At 64.7% G+C, this 17,915-nt stretch carries 12 protein-coding genes; 5 read left to right on the top strand and 7 right to left on the bottom strand.

The genetic code is table 11. The annotated features are described in order from the left end of the window. Window positions 1–35 precede the first annotated feature (35 nt). Together VN934_06845 and VN934_06840 are read right to left on the bottom strand one after the other, a co-directional pair. The gene (locus tag VN934_06845) at window positions 36–662 is read right to left on the bottom strand and encodes a response regulator transcription factor (protein HXM18515.1); all 627 of its coding nucleotides are present in this window, start codon (window positions 660–662) and stop codon (window positions 36–38) included. After that, window positions 659–2,212 (bottom strand): HAMP domain-containing sensor histidine kinase, encoded by a 1,554-nt coding sequence (locus tag VN934_06840; protein ID HXM18514.1) that lies wholly within the window; start codon window positions 2,210–2,212, stop codon window positions 659–661. Before VN934_06840 ends, VN934_06845 begins: the two co-directional genes overlap by 4 nt. Window positions 2,213–2,281: 69 nt before the next feature. Here VN934_06840 and VN934_06835 point away from each other — a divergent pair, with 69 nt between their 5' ends. After that, on the top strand, window positions 2,282–4,390 hold the full coding sequence (locus tag VN934_06835; GenBank protein HXM18513.1) for a hypothetical protein: 2,109 nt from the start codon (window positions 2,282–2,284) through the stop codon (window positions 4,388–4,390). A gap of 223 nt (window positions 4,391–4,613) precedes the next feature. On the opposite strand, the gene VN934_06830 is transcribed toward VN934_06835, so the two are convergent. The 5 genes from VN934_06830 to VN934_06810 all read right to left on the bottom strand — a co-directional run bounded on the left by VN934_06830 (window position 4,614) and on the right by VN934_06810 (window position 11,652). Then, complete coding sequence (locus VN934_06830; GenBank protein HXM18512.1) at window positions 4,614–5,858, bottom strand: ammonium transporter; 1,245 nt, start codon at window positions 5,856–5,858, stop codon at window positions 4,614–4,616. A gap of 36 nt (window positions 5,859–5,894) precedes the next feature. Further along, a complete protein-coding gene (gene kdpC / locus VN934_06825) occupies window positions 5,895–6,503 on the bottom strand; it encodes a potassium-transporting ATPase subunit KdpC (GenBank protein HXM18511.1) in 609 nt (202 codons plus the stop codon). 13 nt (window positions 6,504–6,516) lie between these two features. Continuing rightward, the gene (gene kdpB / locus VN934_06820; GenBank protein HXM18510.1) at window positions 6,517–8,577 is read right to left on the bottom strand and encodes a potassium-transporting ATPase subunit KdpB; all 2,061 of its coding nucleotides are present in this window, start codon (window positions 8,575–8,577) and stop codon (window positions 6,517–6,519) included. Window positions 8,578–8,579: 2 nt separating this feature from the next. Further along, entirely contained in the window at window positions 8,580–10,298 is a 1,719-nt protein-coding gene (kdpA, locus tag VN934_06815) for a potassium-transporting ATPase subunit KdpA (GenBank protein ID HXM18509.1), read from the bottom strand. Window positions 10,299–10,485: 187 nt separating this feature from the next. Beyond that, window positions 10,486–11,652, bottom strand: coding sequence for an outer membrane beta-barrel protein (locus VN934_06810; GenBank protein ID HXM18508.1), 1,167 nt, complete (start codon window positions 11,650–11,652; stop codon window positions 10,486–10,488). A 133-nt stretch (window positions 11,653–11,785) separates the two neighbouring features. On the opposite strand from VN934_06810, the gene VN934_06805 reads away from it, so the two are divergent. The 4 genes from VN934_06805 (at window position 11,786) to VN934_06790 (ending at window position 17,874) form a co-directional block, all read left to right on the top strand. Next, window positions 11,786–12,403 carry a hypothetical protein gene (locus tag VN934_06805; protein ID HXM18507.1) on the top strand — a complete coding sequence of 206 codons (618 nt, stop codon included), beginning with the start codon at window positions 11,786–11,788 and terminating at the stop codon, window positions 12,401–12,403. 32 nt (window positions 12,404–12,435) lie between these two features. Next, complete coding sequence (locus tag VN934_06800; GenBank protein HXM18506.1) at window positions 12,436–14,790, top strand: TonB-dependent receptor; 2,355 nt, start codon at window positions 12,436–12,438, stop codon at window positions 14,788–14,790. Window positions 14,791–14,866: 76 nt separating this feature from the next. After that, window positions 14,867–15,538 carry a hypothetical protein gene (locus tag VN934_06795; protein ID HXM18505.1) on the top strand — a complete coding sequence of 224 codons (672 nt, stop codon included), beginning with the start codon at window positions 14,867–14,869 and terminating at the stop codon, window positions 15,536–15,538. A gap of 83 nt (window positions 15,539–15,621) precedes the next feature. Continuing rightward, window positions 15,622–17,874: a TonB-dependent receptor gene (locus tag VN934_06790; GenBank protein HXM18504.1), complete on the top strand. Its 2,253-nt coding sequence runs from the start codon at window positions 15,622–15,624 to the stop codon at window positions 17,872–17,874. The last annotated feature ends 41 nt before the right edge of the window (window positions 17,875–17,915 follow it).

Raw genomic sequence — 17,915 nt, 5'->3', positions numbered from 1 at the left:
CTCCGGTGTTCTGCGCTATGCGAGCTTCACCCTCATCAGATATAGCCGCGGCGAAGAGCCGTCACGGCAGCGTGCGTGCGGTCGGCGGCGGAGAGCTTCGCCAAGATGTCGCGCACGTGGCCCTTGACCGTGCCCAAACCGATATTGAGCTGCCGCGCGATCTCTTGATTGCCGACGCCGTCCGCGATCAATTTCAAAATGCCGGTTTCGCGCGGGGTCAGCGGCGAAGCCGCAGGGTCGGCTTCGCGCGGTGAGAACCGCGCAAGGGCGACGTGGGCGATGCGCGGATCGAAATATGCGCCGCCTTCGGCGGCGATGCGGACCGCCTCCACGAGGCGTTCGGGTTCTGCGCTCTTCAAGCAATACGCATCGGCTCCGGCGGCGAGCGCTGCGATGACCTCGTGGTCCATGTCGAGCATCGTCACGATGACCACGTGGGTCGCGGGCGACTGCGCGCGGATGCGTTGGGTCAATTCGATGCCGTCAAAACCGGGCAAGCCGATGTCGATCACGGCGACATCCGGACGCTCGCGGGTGACGGCTTCAAGACCCGAGGGACCGTCTGCCGCTTCGGCTACGACATCGATGCCGGCCGATGTCAGGCTTGTGCGCAGGCCGGTGCGTACGAGCGCGTGATCCTCGACGATGACCGCTCGGATCATGCGCCGCGGTCCGGAGCGCGCGGCAGCGAGAAGCTGAAACGGCTGCCTGGTTCGCGCGGCTCAAAGCCGACGGCGCCGTCATGTTTTTCGGCGATCCGGCGTACGATGTAAAGCCCGAGCCCCGTGCCGCCCCCGCGCGGGGGTCTTCCCCCGCCGAAGCGCTGGAACAGCAACGGCCGCTGTTCCGGCGACACGCCGAAGCCGTCATCCTCTACTTCAAAGCGCGCCGTCTTGCCGTTGGTGATGGTCCTGATGCGCACGTGTCCTCCCGAGGCGGTCGCCGCTATCGCGTTGCCGACCAAGTTGATAGACGCGCGTCGCAGCTCGACCGCATCGCCCAAGACCATCGCCGGATCGCCCTCGACGGCGAGCGCGACGCCGCGCGCGCGAGCGCCCGCCTCGAGCTCGGCGCGCACCTGCCGCGCGATCTCCGCGAGGTCGACCGGCGCGCGCACCGCTGACGCCTCGCCGGATTCGTACTTCGCCACCATCAGCAGCGTCTCGACCATGCGCTGAAGGTCCTGGTTCGAGCGCAGCGTCGTATCGAGCACCTCGCGGTATGCATCGGGCAGCGCTCCGTATGCCCCGGCTTTCGCCTGCTGCATGGTGACGTCGGCGGCGGCCAGCGGCGTCCGCAGATCGTGCGCCAGCGCGTACACGAGATCGCGGATCACATCGCTCCTCTCGAGCAGTGATCGGTGCTGCGCGCCTATCTGTTGAGACTGTTCAGCGGCGTGCTCGAAGAGTTTGGCCTGAGCGACGGCGATGGCTGATTGGTCCGCGAACGACTGCAACAGACGCACCTCGTCACGAGCCCATGCTTTACTGCTGCGGAGGAGCAGCAGGCGGACGTCGCGGTCGTCCAGGCGCAGCGGCGCTACGAGCGCGAACCTCGACTCGAGCGCTTCCAGCGCATACCGCGCGACCGTGTCTATGCTTTCTTCTCCCAGAGCTCCGGCGCCGTCCCATGCGCGCGCCAAGAGCGACCGGACCTCGGCGGGCAACGGCTGTTGCTGTACCGACACCTCCTGCTCGCCCGCGCGGGCCACATAGCGCGTTGCATCGGGCGCGGGCGAATCCACCACGAGCATCGAGCGCTCGGCGTCGAAGAGCACGAGACCTTCGCGCGCCACGGCGCGCAGCACGAGTTCAACGCTGAGGCTTGCGCGCACGCGGTCGAGCGCCAGGCGCAGACTGCGTTCGCGTTGCGCCTGCTCGGCGCGCGCGTCCGCGAGGCCTGCGGTGCGCGCGAGTTCCTGCGTCTTGAGGGTCATGTAGCCCACGAGCAGGAACGAAGCAGCCAGCAAAACGCGATCGCCGACGGCGATGGCATCGAACCGGCCGCCGGCTTGGATGCCGTTGACATACCCGGCGACGGCGTTTGCCGCCTCGGCGGCGACGATCAAGCCGATGGTCAGGCGGCCGCGCAGCGCCAAGCTGCTCAGCGCGATCGGCACGTTGCTCAAGATCGCCGCGACGAAGAGCTGTGGCGTGAAAAGGTCGAGAACGAAGACTGCGAATAAAATCGCATAGCACAGGGCCGGCAGCACGGCAGGCCCTTGGTGGCCATGCGTTGCGCTCCCTGCGGCCGCGCCGCGAGAATGCTAGAAGCCGGTGACGTGAAACGCGAACTGGACAGACCGGACGCTGAGGCGCTGCTCGCTGAATACGGCGAACGGGCTCGGCTGGTGGTTTTCTTGGCGGCGGCTCCTGGCGCCGGCAAGACGCGGCGTCTGCTCGAAGAGCTTCAGCGGATGCGCGCCGCCGGACGCGATGCGGTCATCGGCTGGATCGAGACCAAGGGCCGTCCGGATCTCGAGGCGCTCGCTCGCGACATCCCGCAGATCCCCCCGCTGGTCGTCGAACGAAATGGACAGACGTTCACCGATTTCGACTTCGATGCGGCGCTCGCGCGCAAACCACAGGCTCTTGCCATCGACGAAGTGGCCCACGAAAACCTGCCCGGCACGCGCTATCGCACGCGTTGGGAGGAGGCGCTCGCGCTGCGCGACGCAGGCGTCTCCGTTCTGTGCGCTTTCAACATCGCGCATCTCGAAAGTGTCGCACCCGCGGCCGAGCGATTGATCGGTCACCCGTTGCGCTCGCTCGTGCCGGATCGGTTCTTGCGCGCCGCAGACGAGGTCGTCGCGCTGGACGTCTCGCCTCAGCTTCTGCGTAGCCGCTTGCGCTCGGGGAAAGTGGTCCGCCCGACCGACGTCGATGCCGCGTTGAGCAACGTGTTCTCCGAACGCACGCTCTACGGTCTGCGCGAGTTGCTCTTGCATACCGTGGATATCGTGACGATTCCGCACGTATCGGCGGAGCGCGTGTCGACCGCGGTCGCGTTCGTGCCCCCGGGCATTCCGGTCGAGTCGTATGTGGAGCGCTCCGCGACCGTCGCGCGCGCACTCGATCTACTGCTGGAAGTTCGGGCGGCCGGCGCCGTCGACATGACCGCGCTGCAGGACGCGGCAGAGCGAACCGGAGCGGAACTGCTCAGCGACCCCTTCGACATCGGCAAGCTGGACTTAAGCGATCTGCGCGCGAGCCTCGTCATCGTGCCCAATGGAAAAGGAGCGCGCCGGCTCGTCAACCATCGTCTGGATCGCGACGTCTTCATCATCGATCCAGCACAGACGTATCTGAGCGATCGTCCGTTTCGCACGTACCCGCTCGACACCACGGCCGGCGACCGCTTTCGGATCGGTTACGGCAAGCTCGTCGTGTATCTCGGCGCAGTCGCCGGCGCAGGCAAGACGTACGCTATGCTCGATCGCGGCAACCAATTGCGCGCCGAAGGCGTGGACGTCGTCGCGGGCTTCATCGAGACGCACGGGCGGGCCGAGACGGCCGCCATGATCGGCGACCTCGAGGTCTTGCCTCGCCGCGTCATCGAAAAGAACGGAGTCCGCTACGAAGAGCTCGATCGCGACGCGGTGTTGGCGCGGCGGCCTGAGGTCGTCCTCATCGATGAGCTGGCGCACACGAATGCGCCCGGAGCCTTCGCAAGGAAGCGCTACGAGGACGTGCTGGCGATCTTGCGTGTAGGCATCGACGTCATCACCACGCTGAACATCCAGCATCTCGAGGCCTTGAACGACACGGTGCTCCGGATGACGCAGACGCAGGTCCGCGAGACGCTGCCGGACGGCATCGTCGCGCTCGCCGACGAGGTGATCCTGATCGACGTCTCGCCGCAAACGTTGCGGACACGCTTGCGCGAGGGCAAGATCTATCCGCCCGATCGCATCGAGCGCGCGCTCTCCAGCTTTTTCACGCTCGACAATCTGGCGAGCCTGCGCGAACTCGCGCTGCGCGAGGCGATGCGGGCGCGCAAGCGCGAGCGCCCGAGAGCGCCCTTCGAGCGCTTGCTGTTATGCGCCGGGCCGCGCGAGCAGGATGTCGCTTTGATCTTGCGCTGCTCGCAATTCGCAGCGCGGCTCGGCGCCGATTTCGCGGTGGCCATGATCCTGGAGCCGCGCGATGCGTGCTCGAAGGAGCTGACCGAAGCGCTGCGAGCGGAAGCATACAAGCATTGCGCGGAATGGATCGAGGAGATCACGCCCAACCCGGCACGCCGGATCATCGAGCTGGCGCGCATGGTGCCCGAGACCACCGTCGCCTTGGCAGCCACGTTGCGAAAGCCTCGCTGGCCGCAGCGCGATGCATTCGCGCTGCGAGTGCTCGATGCGGGCGCGCGCGAGTTGCTGGTTTTAACGCGACGATAGCCGTAGAGTTTGTTGTATGTGGAATGCGAGACTTTAATGTGGTATGCCGGACTTCAGTCCGGGTCTCGTTCGAGAACCGGCGCTCGCGGCGATGCAGTTGAAAGTCCTTTAAGAACACGCTCGCCACGACATCACCTAGCATCCACCAGCGTAGGGGCCGGACTAAAATCCGGCATACCACATCCGGGGCTAAAGCCCCGGCACTACAAGCCCGGCCGCGAAATCAAACCCCCAGCGGATAGGCCTCCTCGCCGTGGAGCTCGACATCGAGCCCGCGCTCTTCGGCCGCCGGATCGACCTTCGTGCGCGTGACCAGGTTGATCAGCCACAGCATGGCGTAGGTGAAGGTGAACGCCCACGCACTGCACACCGTTGCCGCCGTGATCTGCTTGATGAAGAACGAGGTCCCGCCGAGCAGCAGGCCATCTGCTCCGGCCGGGTTCCACGCCTTGGAGGCGAAAACGCCGAGCAGCGTGATGCCGAGGAAACCGCCGACGCCGTGCACGCCCCACACGTCGAGCGCGTCGTCCCAACGCAGTTGGTTCTTCAGCGCCACGGCGTAGTAGCAGACCGATCCCGCAAGAACGCCGATGATCACGGCGGTGGTCGGCGAAACGTAGCCGGCAGCGGGCGTGATCGTCGCGAGACCTGCGACGGCGCCGGTGAGCAGCCCGACGAACTTCGGCTGCCTGCCGCGCGCCCATTCGACGAGCAGCCACGTCACTGCCGCGAACGAAGCGGCGAGGTCGGTGTTGAGGAAAGCCGCAGCCGTCACGGGGTCCACGCGCAGCTCGGATCCGGCGTTGAACCCGTACCAGCCGAACCAAAGCAGGCCCGTGCCGAGCGCGATCAGCGGCACGTTGTGCGGCCTGTTGTCGATGACGGCTCGGCGTCCGACGTACAACACCGATGCGAGTGCGGCGAAGCCTGCCGATGCGTGCACCACGATGCCCCCGGCGAAATCGAGCGCGCCCCATTTGGCGAATAAGCCATCCGGGCTCCACAACATGTGCACGAACGGGAAGTACACGAGGATGAGCCAGGCCGTGAGGAAGAGGAAATACGCCTTGAACGTGACTCGGTTGGCGAATGCGCCCGTGATCAGCGCCGGCGTGATGATGGCGAACATCATCTGATACGCGATGTGCACGACGAGCGGGATGCCCGCGTCGTTGCCCGTGAACATCGTCTGCAGCGTGACCCCTCGCAGGAATGCATACGTGGTCGGGTTGCCGATGATGCCGTGCCAATCCGGTCCGAAACTCATCGAATAGCCGCAGATGAACCACAGCACGGTCGTCCACCCGAGCGACACGAAGCTCTGGATCATGATGGCCAGCACGTTCTTGCGCTGCACGAGGCCGCCGTAGAAAAACGCGAGCCCCGGCGTCATGAGCATGACGAGGCTCGCGCAGATGAGCATGAACGCTGTATTGCCGACGTTGAACGGAATCACCGTGGCGATCATGGGCGGCCCTTAGGCGTTTCCGGTCGGATTCCTACACTATCGGCCTTTGCTATCGAGGGCGAGATTCAGTTCCAACACGTTCACGCGCGCTTCGCCGAGAAAGCCGAGCTCGCGCGGCCGTATGTGCTCGGCGATGAGCGCGTTGACTGAGCCGATCGGCATCGCGCGAGCCTTGGCTATGCGGGGCGCCTGGTAGTAGGCGCCCTCGGGCGAGATGTCGGGGTCGATGCCGCTCGCGCTTGAAGTGACAAGGTCCATGGGCACCGGCCCATGGGAATAGGGGTTCTCTTTTTTGAGGGCGGCGATCGTCGCGCGCGTCTGATCGATCAGCTTCTTCGACGTCGGACCGAAGTTGGTGCCGCCGGTCGAGGTCGGATCGTAGCCTTTCCCCGCCGCCGACGGCCGGCCGTGGAAGTATTGCGGCTTGGTCCACAACTGACCGATGATGTCCGAACCGACGACGCTGGCGTGGGCCGTGACCAACGAGCCGTTCGCCTGACGCGGGAACAGCGCAGATGCGACGAGCGTCATCAGCAGCGGGTAGATGATGCCGAGCGCGATCACGGACACAATCGTGTAGAGCAGCGCCGTCGGGATGTGACGCAGCGTGCTGTCGTTGGTGGGCGTATCGACCGGCTGTTGCATGGAGTCGTTTCCTCTACGTCAGGTGGAACGCGGCAAGCAGCATGTCGATGAGCTTGATGCCGGCGAACGGGATGATGATGCCGCCCAGGCCGTAGATGAAGACGTTGTCGCGCAGCACCAGATCGGCGCCGCGCGGGCGGTACGCTATGCCGCGCAGCGCGAGCGGGATCAACGCGACGATGATGAGCGCGTTGAAGATCACGGCCGAGAGGATCGCGCTCGACGACGTGGTGAGGCGCATGACGTTGAGCGCCTCCATCGCCGGGTACGCGGTCGCGAACATCGCCGGCAGGATCGCGAAATACTTGGCGACGTCGTTGGCGATGGAGAACGTCGTCAGCGCGCCGCGGGTCATGAGCAGCTGCTTGCCGATCTCGACGATCTCGATCAGTTTGGTCGGGTCGGAATCGAGGTCCACCATGTTGGCGGCTTCTTTTGCGGCTTGCGTGCCGGTGTTCATCGCGACCCCGACGTCCGCTTGCGCGAGCGCGGGCGCATCGTTGGTGCCGTCGCCGGTCATGGCGACAAGCCGCCCCGACGCCTGCTCGCGCTTGATAAGCTGCATCTTGTTCTCCGGCGTCGCCTCGGCGAGGAAATCATCCACGCCCGCCTCGCGTGCGATGGTGTTCGCGGTGAGCGGGTTGTCGCCGGTGATCATGACCGTGCTGATGCCCATGGCGCGCAGGCGGTCGAAGCGCTCGCGCATGGCGGGCTTGAGGATGTCTTTGAGATGGATGGCGCCCAAAACGGCGCGATCCTGAGCCAGCAGCAGCGGTGTGCCGCCGGAGCGCGCGATGCGCTCGACGTCGGCTGCGAGCACGTCCGCTCCCTCGCCACCGCGTGCGCGCACCCAGGTCCTCACGGCATCGGGGGCGCCTTTGCGGATCGCGGTGCCATCGGAAGCGTCCACCCCGCTCATGCGCGTGTACGCGGAGAACGGCACGAACGTCGAGCCACCCGGCGCCGGTCCGCCCAGGGTCACGCCGTTGACTTCCGCCAGCGTCACGATCGACTTGCCTTCGGGCGTTTCGTCCGCCAGCGAAGACAGATATGCCGCTCGATACGCGACTTTGGGATCCACGCCCGGCGCGAGCACGATCTCAGTCGCGCGCCGGTTGCCGAGCGTGATGGTGCCAGTCTTGTCGAGCAGCAGGGTATCGACGTCGCCCGCCGCTTCGACGGCGCGCCCGCTCATCGCGAGCACGTTTCGCTGCAGCACGCGGTCCATGCCCGCGATGCCGATGGCCGAGAGCAGCCCGCCGATCGTCGTCGGGATGAGGCACACGAGCAACGCGATCAGTACGGTCACGGATTGCACCGTGCCGGCGTAGATCGAGAACGGGCCAAGCGTGACGACTGCGAACAGGAACACGATAGTCAATCCGGCGAGCAGGATCGAAAGCGCGATCTCGTTGGGCGTCTTCTGGCGGCTGGCGCCTTCCACCAGCGCGATCATGCGGTCGAGGAACGTGTCGCCCGGATTCGAGGAGATGCGCACGAGGATGTGGTCGGAGAGCACGCGCGTGCCGCCGGTGACGGCGCTGCGGTCGCCGCCGGCTTCGCGGATGACGGGCGCGGATTCACCGGTGATGGCGGATTCGTCGACCGAAGCTGCGCCCTCGATCACGTCGCCGTCGCCGGGGATGAGTCCGCCCGCACCCACGCGGACCACGTCGCCCTTGCGCAATTCGGTCGCGTTGACCGGCTCCTCGCGGCCGCCGACGACGCGCCGCGCCTGGGTTTCGGTCTTGGTGCGCCGTAGAAAGTCGGCCTGTGCCTTGCCGCGGCCCTCCGCCACCGCCTCGGCGAAATTGGCGAAGAGCACGGTGAACCACAGCCACGCGGAAATCGCGAAATCGAAACCTGAGTTCTTGCCGCCGGCGAAGAACAGGTCGCGCAACCAGAATATCAGCACCGCGAGCGCGCCGACCTCCACGATGAACATCACCGGATTGCGCGCCTGCCAGCGCGGATCCAGTTTCACGAACGAATCGCGGATGGCCCGCAGGATGATCTCCCGGTCGAAGAGCGAGCGGGCTTTCGGGCGGCGTTCGATGCGACGCTGCGTGATCATGGCTAGAACGTCTTCCCCTGTAGCATCAGCAAGTGCTCGACGATCGGCCCAAGCGCATCGGCGGGGAAGAACGTGAGTGCGCCGACGATGACGATGACGCCGATCAGAAGGAACACGAAGATCGGCGAGCGCGTGCTGAACGTGCCTGCCGTTGTGGGCACGCTGGGTTTACCCGCTAGCGAGCCGGCCAGCATCACCGCGGGTATCAGGAACAGGAAGCGCCCGCAGATCATCACGATGCCCATCACGATGTTGAAATAAAGGTTGCCGCCGAGCCCGGCAAACGCGCTGCCGTTGTTCTCCGTTGTGGATGTGAAACCGTAGAGCAGTTCGGAGAACCCGTGCGCGCTGCCGTTGTTGAGCGTCGCGGTACCGATCGGCAGCAGTACGGAAATCGCCGTCGGCACCAGTGCGAAGAACGGAAGCACGAGCGCCCCGAGCATGGCGAGCTGCACCTCTTTTTTCTCGATCTTCTTGCCGAGGTATTCCGGGGTACGCCCGACCATGAGTCCGGCGATGAAGACCGTCAGCACGACGAAGAGGATCATGCCGTACAAACCCGTGCCGACGCCGCCTAACACGACCTCGCCGAGCTGCATGTCCGCCAACGGCACGAGGCCGCCGAGCGCGGTGAACGAATCGTGCATGGAATTCACGGCACCGCACGACGTGTCGGTGGTCACCGTCGCGAAGAGCGCGGATGCCGGCACGCCGAAGCGGCACTCCTTGCCCTCCATGTTGCCGCCGGACAGCCCTAGCGCGTGCACGATCGGGTTGCCCGCGGCCTCGGCGGCGTACGCCGCCGTGAAGCCGACGCTGAAAAGGATCGCCATGGCGGCGAAAAGCGCCCAGCCCTGCCGCTGGTCGCGGGCGTAGCGGCCATACGTGTAAGTGAGCCCGGCGCCGATCGAGAAGATGAGCAGCATCTCGAAGAGATTGCTGAACGGCGTCGGATTCTCGTTCGGAGACGCGGAGTTGGCGTTGACGAAGCCGCCGCCGTTGGTGCCAAGTTCCTTGATGACCTCCTGCGACGCCATCGGCCCGCCCGTGATCGACTGTTTGAAGCCTTCGATCGAGACGATGTCCTGATACGGATGGAAGTTCTGCGGCACCCCTTGCCAGACGAGCAGCAGCGCGCCCGCGACGCTGATCGGGAGCAGCACGTAGAGGATAGAGCGGGTCAGGTCCACCCAGAAGTTGCCGACGGTCTTCAGATCGGTGCGCGTCACGCCGCGAATCACCGCGATCGCGATGGCGATGCCCACGCCGGCAGAGACGAAATTGTGCCATGCCAGGCCGGCCATCTGCGAGAAGTAACTCATCGTGCTCTCGCCCGAGTAGAACTGCCAGTTGGTGTTCGTCGTGAAGCTGACCGCCACGTTCCAGGCATTATCGGGCGTGAGGTTGTCAAAGCCTTGCGGGTTGAGCGGCAGCCACGAGAAGCCCGTGAGCCATTTCTGCGTCCGGAGCAGGACGTAGAGATAGATCAGTCCGACGGCGCTGAACGCGAACGTCGCCACCAGGTACGAGACTGCGGACATCTCCTTTTTGGGATCGATGCGGCAAAGCCGGTAGATAAGTCCCTCGATCGGCGCAAGCACCGGACTGAGGAAGGTGCGGCCGCCTTGGAAGACGCGCGCCATGTAGGCGCCGAGCGGCTTGGTGATGGCGACGACGATCGCCACGAACACAAGGGTCTGCAGCCAGCCGATTGCGGTCACGTGCGCTCTCCTAGAACTTTTCGGGGCGCAGCATCGCGTACGCGAGGTACACGAGCGCGAGTATGGAAAGCACCAAGCCGGTGATCTGTTCAGCCATGTTACAGCCTCTCGCAGCCTTTGGCATAGGTGTCGAAAAGCCAAAACGACGCCAGCGTCAACGCCAGGACCGACAATTCCAGGATCAACATCAGCGCTGCACTCCGAGCTCAAGACCGATCCGGTTCTGCGTGGTGCCGGTGCCGCTCGGGCCGAAGGCCAGCCCCGGCGTGGCGCGTTGAACGGTCATATGCGAGTACTCGAGGCGGACGAACGAGATGCCGTGGCGATAGGTCGGTGTGAGGGTGAACGTCGTCCCGCCGCTTCCCGGACCGAAGCCCACGAGATCGGCGTTTGGACTCGTATCGGTGGTGGCGCTGTGATTGTTGACCTGCTCCCAGCGGGCAGCAACGGAGTAACCCGAGTTGAACGAATACGTGCCCATGAAGACGGACGCGAACGCGGTCTCGTCGTGCGTGTATCCAAGGGCGGTAGAAGCGGGCGAACGCACCCACAACAAGTAAGGCTGTAGCTGCAGCTTGCCGATCGTCTGCGTTGGGAACAAATCGTATTCGACCTTGTTGCCGACGGTCACAGTAGGATTGGAACTAGCGTTGGCTTTGGGAACGATTGCCGCGAACTGGATATTGGTGTTCGACGTAGGCGCATAGCCGAATAACGCTTCCCATGCCCTATCGTGACCCGAATAGTAGGCGTCGTTAAACTCGAGCGTGCCGCTCCATGCGCCTTGAGCGTACGACACGTGCACGCCCCGGCTGATCGTCGGCTCGAGTGACCACGCCAAGCCGCGTTGCACGTTCACGTTTTGAAACGTGAAGGGCGATTCTTGACCCAAAAGGGCGCCGAACTTTCCGGCTGCGACGCTCCACCGGTCGTTGAACGAGTATTGCAGCGAGCCTATCGGCACGACGCCGAACAGCCTTGTGTTCGCGCCGGGTTGGAGCGCCGGATTGAGCGCGAAGCCTAGCGTCGGAAACGAATACTCGCCGATCAGCGCCGAGGCTCGTAGCTTACCGGTTCCGGCGCTGGCGTTGAGAAAGAAATCGTTGAAGTCGGTGCGCGTGGCAAGATCGACGCCGCTCGGTTGATCGAGCGCGCCCGTGGCGTTGACGCCGGTGGTGTGGAAGCTCCCCAAAAGAACGATGTAGCCGAGCGACGAGGACGGCGTTGGCGTGGCTGTCGGCGTTGCCGCGGGCGTTGGCGTCGCAGCCGGCGCCGGCGAGGAGGCATAAGCGATCGCGGGCGTGCAGAGCGTGAGGCACGCGAGCGCGGCGAGGAGCGCAGTGGAGTAACGCATCAGCGCAATCATAGCACGGCGATTCGGACCCGCCTAGCCGCCCAACGGATGAGCCGAACGGATGCGCCGGACCAGTCCTTCATATCATATCTTCCTGCTTGGCGACTGGCTCCGGTCCGCCGATAATGTAGACGTGGGATCTGTCAGCCGCGGCGCGGCGCCCGTCAACCTCACGCCGCTGTACCTCACCCTCGTGGTGCTGGGCAGCATTGTCGCGCATTTCGCGGCCGAGTTCGCCGCGATGGGAAGCGACGCCCAGGGACTAGCCTTCAGCCCGCGCCATCTGTATCTCGCCATTGTCGCGGCGGTTTGCCTCTGCGTCGTCGTCGTCCGGCTCTTCGCGCTGTGGCGTCAATCCGCGGGCGGACGCGATCTCAAACGAGCGCTGCACGTCGGCATGGACACGTTACCGTTGCGCGGACGCGGTTGGAGATTCTATGCGTTGACGGTCGGCCTGCAGTTCGCGATCGGTCTGATCACCGAAATCGGCGAAGGCTGCCCGTTCTGCGCGCACGATGTGGCAGCAGGCGTGATCGGAGCGCTCGTGTGCGCTTTGCTGCTCGCCTTCGCGCTCAGAGCCGTCGCGCGCCGGCTGCCGGCCTTCGCCTTTGCCTTCACGCGCCTTTTGCGGCTCGACCCGGTCCCGTCAGCCGCGCGTTGGCTGCCGCGCCACGTGGCCTCGCGCCGCGAGTCGTCGTTCGCGTGGTTCTCTCGTCGCTTCAACCGACCACCGCCCGCTCTCCAAGTCTGATCTTCCCCACTTTCTGACTTGGAGAGTTTTCAATGCGTACTATTGTTCTTTTCGTTTGCGCGGTGAGCGCCGCGTTTGCCGCCTGCGCGGCTGCCGCGACCGCCGCGTCCACCACCTTCGTCACTGGTACCGTCACCGACAACGGCAACCCAGCTGCCGGCGTTGCGGTCTCGATAGCCGGCAACAACATCGTCCAGCGCACCGCGACGGATGACGCAGGCCGCTTCTCCTTTGGGGCCCTGTCGGTCGGGACGTACACCATCACGGCCGTCGCCCCCAACGGATCCGCCGACCTGCACATCGATCTGTCGAGCGCGGGCGCTACGGTGGCGCTGGACATCCATGCGAAAAGCCTGGGGTCAGTGACCATCACCGCGGCGAGGATGACGCGCGCCAGCGGCGGAGACCTCGTGCTCAACCAAGACCTGCTGGCCAAGGCATCGGCAGGGACCAGCCTGCCGCAAGTGTTGATCCAATTTCCGGGAGCTGCGCGCGGCGCCAACGGCGTCGTCCACCTCAACGGCGATCACGGCGACATCAACTACATCGTAGACGGCGTTTCGATCCCCCAAGAATTGAACCGCTCGCTTGGCTCCGAGTTCGACTTGAGCGACATCGCGTACATGGAGGTCATCGAGGGCGCGTATCCCGCGCAGTATGGCGAGCGCTTCGGCGGCGTACTCAACATCAGCACGCGCGCGGCTGCGGGGCCTGCCGGCGTGGACGCCGGCGCCGCGTTCGGCTCGTACGCCCACACCGATACGACGCTTGGCATGCATACGCACGTGGGCGCTGGTTCGCTGTCGTTCACCACGCGCAACGAACGCGGCGACCACGGCTTGGATCCGCCCAACTTCGACTCGCCCCACAATCAGTTCAGCAACGCCAACCAATTCCTGCGCCTGACGTTGCCGGCCGGTCACGGCAATGACTATTGGAACGCGACGATCAGTCACGCGTTTCGCACGTTCCAGTTGCCCAATGACGTCGCCAACGGCGAGCCGGCCGCGACCGACGACAACGAGTGGCAAGACGACCTGTTCGCCACCGTCCAGTTCCGGCACGCGATCGGCGATCACGGGTCGTTGTCGTTCGGCCCCAGCATGAAACGTTCGCGGATCCGCGACTTCGGCGATCCGAACAACGACTGGACTTATGGCGAAGCGCTCAACGCGGGTAACGGCGGATCGGCGACGGACTGCGCGAATGCGGTGTCGTCGGGGACGTTTGGTCCGACCACGTGTGCTTTTTCCTTGACCAGCGATCGCACGGCGACCGATTACAAGTTCAACGCCGACTACGCGCTGCGCAGCGCGGCTCACGACATACGGGCCGGCGGCTTCTACGACGCCACGAAGGTCGCGAAAGACTATCGGATAGCGCTGCAGCCGATGAATTTCCTCGCACCGATCTACGATCCGGCCAACCCCAACGCGCCGTTTGAGGTGGTGGACAACGCGCCGAACGTCGGCCAGACCGAGGCGGTCTATCTTCAGGACAGCTGGCGCGCCAGCGAACGGTACGAACTGGATTACGGCCTCCGCTACGATGCGTTCCAAGTCGTCTCGACGCAGTTCCGATCCTTCGCCGACATGTTCAGCCCGCGGGTGAAGCTCACGCGTTTCTTGGGATCACGCGCCAGCGCGTACATCTACTATGGGCGTTTCTTCACGCCGTTCTCCTTCGAAAACGTGTCGCCGCAGGCGGCGCAGTTGATCAACCTGCCGCTGCAGCCGACGGTAGCGCAGTTCGATCTCAGGCCGGAGCGCGACTCGATGTACGAGATCGGCGGGCATCTGCCGCTCGGGCGAGGCGATCTGGGCATCCGCGTGTGGCAGAAAAACGCTACCGACCTCATCGACGACACTCAGGTCGGGGTCACGCTGCTCCACCAGGACATCAACTTCAACCTCGGCCGGCTGGCGATGCAGATCCTCAACTATCAGCAGCCGCTCGCGCGCGACGGCCGCTTCTACGTGACCTTTGCGCACGAGATCTCGCTCAACAAGGGCTGCGAGACACAGCTGCTCGCTCCGTGCTTCGGATCGTCGACGAACTGGACGCCCGCGGATCACGAACAGCGCTGGCAATCGACCGCGGGCGCGCTGATCAACGACGCGCACGGCGGCTGGTTCGCCGTGGATGGCGAGTATGGAAGCGGCTTGTCGTCGGCGAGCTGCCCGCCGGGCACGCCCGGCTTTTGCAAGCGCACACCGCACACTACGTTCGACGTCGAGAAGGGCTTTCGCGTGGGACCCGCAGCGTTCGTGACGGCGAGCATCCACAATCTGCTCAACGACCGCTACTTCGTCACCCTCGCCAACGCGCAGGGCAACCACTACGCGCCGCCGCGCACGTTCGAGGTCGGGTTGCGCTTTGGCCGCTAGTCGCGCGAGCGGATGAAAGGCCGATGAATTGGTGCACAGGGACGGCGTGGCGCTCGCCGGAATCAGCAGAACAACTATGAACCGGCGCTTCGCATTGTGGTCCCTCTTCGCCGCCGTCGCGCTCGCGGCGTCGTTGGCGGCGCACGCGTTGCAGTTAGCGCTCGAGAACGGCCACCTATTCGGCGGGATCAGGTCGGCCTATTCGCATCCCGCGCAGGGTCCCATGGCGCTGGCGGCGCTCGTACTCGCGGTTTTTGCAGCGAGTCTTGTCGTGCGCCGCGTGTTGGCCGCCCGCGGCGGGCGCCGTGCCGACGCCGATTGGCTGCTCCCGGCCTTGGCCGACGTGCGCGCGCTCGGACTCGCGCGCTGCTTCGCTATCATCGTAGGCGTACAACTGTCGGCTTTTGCCGCCGGTGAATTGGTGGAGCAAGCGACCTTCTCGTACCGGCAGTTCGGATTCGCGGCATTCGCCGGCTCCGGCCACGCCAGTGCTGCGCTCGTGCAATTCGCGATCGGTCTCGTGGCCGCCGTCGTGCTTTGGTTCTTCGCTCGCGAAATCTGCCGGCACGCGCGTGCGCTTGCCGAATTCGCCGGCATCGTGGCGTCGTGGCTTGCACGTCCGGCACGCGTGCGCGTCGCACCCGCGCTGCGCTCCATCTCGCTGGGCGCAGCCACGCCCCAGCCTCCTCTTCTCTCGCGTCGTATCGCGAACAGACCACCCCCAGCCTCCACGCTCTCGTTCGCCTAGCCGGACCTCGTCGCCGGACATACGTCCGGCATACCACATCCTCAGAGGTCCGTCTGTCACTCGAGTTTCGTGGAGGTTTTTTCGTGCGTCATCACATTTTTGCGGCAGCGGCCGCGCTCATACTTTCTCTTGCGAGCGGACAGTTCGCCTTGGCCAGCACCTACGGCGCGGTTTCGGGAACCATCTCCAACGAAGCCGGCAAACCTGTGGTCAACGCATCGGTGAGCTTGAGCTCACCGGATAGCGCGGCTCAAGTCACCAAGAGCGACACTGCGGGCCAATTCTCTTTTCCTCGCGTCACCTTCGATACGTACACGGTCAGCGTTTCCGCGTCCGGATATGGCGATCAAACGGCAGTCGTCACCGTGTCGAGCGGCGGCGTCGCCACGGTCAACTTCACCATGTCACCGCGTTCCCTCGGCAGGATCGTCTCCCGGGCCAGCGCGTCGGCGCACCCGGTAAGCGTCGACGTCATCTCGACCCAAACGATCCTCACGCTACCCGGCAACAACTCGCTGGGCAAAGTGACGGAGACGGTTCCCGGCATCGTGCCGTTTTCGTACGGCGAGCCCGTATCGCACGGTTTCCACGGCCTCATGTACGAGGTCGACGGGGTGCCCATCCCGCAAACGAGCTCGTCCGAGTTCGCCGAGATCATCGACCCGCGCGACATCGATCGCCTCGAAGTCTTCACGGGCGCGTTTCCGGCTGAGTTCGGCGGCCAGCGCGAAGGCGCGGTCGTCGATATCATCACCCGGCACGTGGGAGCTGCGCACGGCGGATCGCTGAGCCTCTCGGGCGGCAACTACGCCTACAACGCGGCTAACCTCAACGACGCGTTCGGCAATGACCGCTTCAAGGTTTTCACGTCGTTCAATCTCGTGCGGAACGCGCGCGGCATCGACTCACCGACGCTGGTGCCCGAGCACGACAACTCCGATCAGGCTGACGAGTTCCTGCGCGCCGTGTACGCGCCCAACGCTCGCGACACGTTCGCGTTCGATTTCTCCAATCAATATGCGGCGTTCCAGATCCCCATCGATACCGATCCGGCACACCCGAATTTTTCGGTCCCGGGAACCGACGATAACCAACACGAGTACGACCGCTTTGCGAACCTCGCATTCAACCGCTTGACGGCTGACGGCAAGGGTTATTTCGAGATCGCGCCATGGTATCGCACGGGACGAGTCACCTACTTGCCCGATCCGGCCAAGGATCTGGCCGGCGGCAGCGCCTCATCGACCTTCCAAGATCGCCGCGCGCAATACTACGGCTTGACGACCGCGTGGTTTCGCGGCGGCCAGCGCCATAACGTCAAGGTCGGTTTCACGGCGACTCGGGAAGATTTCGCGAGCCAGTTCCAAATCCGGTTCATCGATCCGATCTTGGGATTGCAGACGTTCAACGACAACGTCACGCAACCGGGTTCCAATTTCGGCGCTTACGTCCAAGATAAGATCAACGTGTCGCCGGTGCTGACGCTCAACGCCGGGCTGCGCTACGACCACTCCACCGGCTTCACGAGCGGCTTCCAATGGAGTCCGCGCATCGAAGCCAATATCCAGGCCGACGACAAGAACACGCTGCACTTCTACTACGGACGCCTCTACGCCGCGCCGGCCTTGGAAGACGTGCGCCGCGATGCTGCGGTCGTGGGCGGAAGCGGTGGTGTGCCGGTATACGACCTCAAACCCGAACGGGATTCCATCTACGAGGGCGGGCTCGCGCACGCGTTCTCGCCCCTCGTGCGCGGCTACATCACCCTGTGGGCGCGGAGCGTCAGCAATGTGCTCGATACGACCCAACTCGGGAGCACGCCGATCTTCACCATCTTCAACTCCGACGTGGGCAGAGCCAGAGGCGTAGAGCTGAGCGTGAGCGGGCGAAGAGAAAGAGGCGACAGCTACTTCCTATCCTATGGCGTGAGCGAAAGCCTGGCCAAGGGCATCTCCGGCGGCACGTTCCTCTTCTCGCCGGCCGCGCTGCAGGGCGCGTCTAGCTTCGCGCTGGAGGATCACGACCAGACCCACACCTTGAATGCGGCGTACACGTGGGCGCTTGCCGGGGACCCGAATCGCTATCTGACTCTGGGCACGCGCTACGGCAGCGGCTTCCCGGTGCAGTTCGAAAACGGTCCGGGCCGGCTGCCGGTGCACTGGGAGGTCGACGCATCGTTCGGCCGCAAGGCCGCGCCGGGACATCTCGGCTGGGAACTCCAGGGTACGAACTTGCTGAACCATCAGTACCTGATCAAACTCAACAATGGTTTCAACACCACGCAGTACGCAGCGGGGCGCCAGATCACGTTGAAGGTCACGACGCCCATCCCCTGATGAACCAACGAGCACGCTACATCGTTATAACGTTATAAAGG

The sequence above is a fragment of the Candidatus Tumulicola sp. genome (genome assembly GCA_035601835.1).
In the GTDB taxonomy this organism is placed as follows: Bacteria; Vulcanimicrobiota; Vulcanimicrobiia; order Eremiobacterales; family Eremiobacteraceae; genus DATNNM01.
Note: the sequence above shows the minus strand (reverse complement) of the source record. Positions and strands in the feature narration are given on the sequence as shown.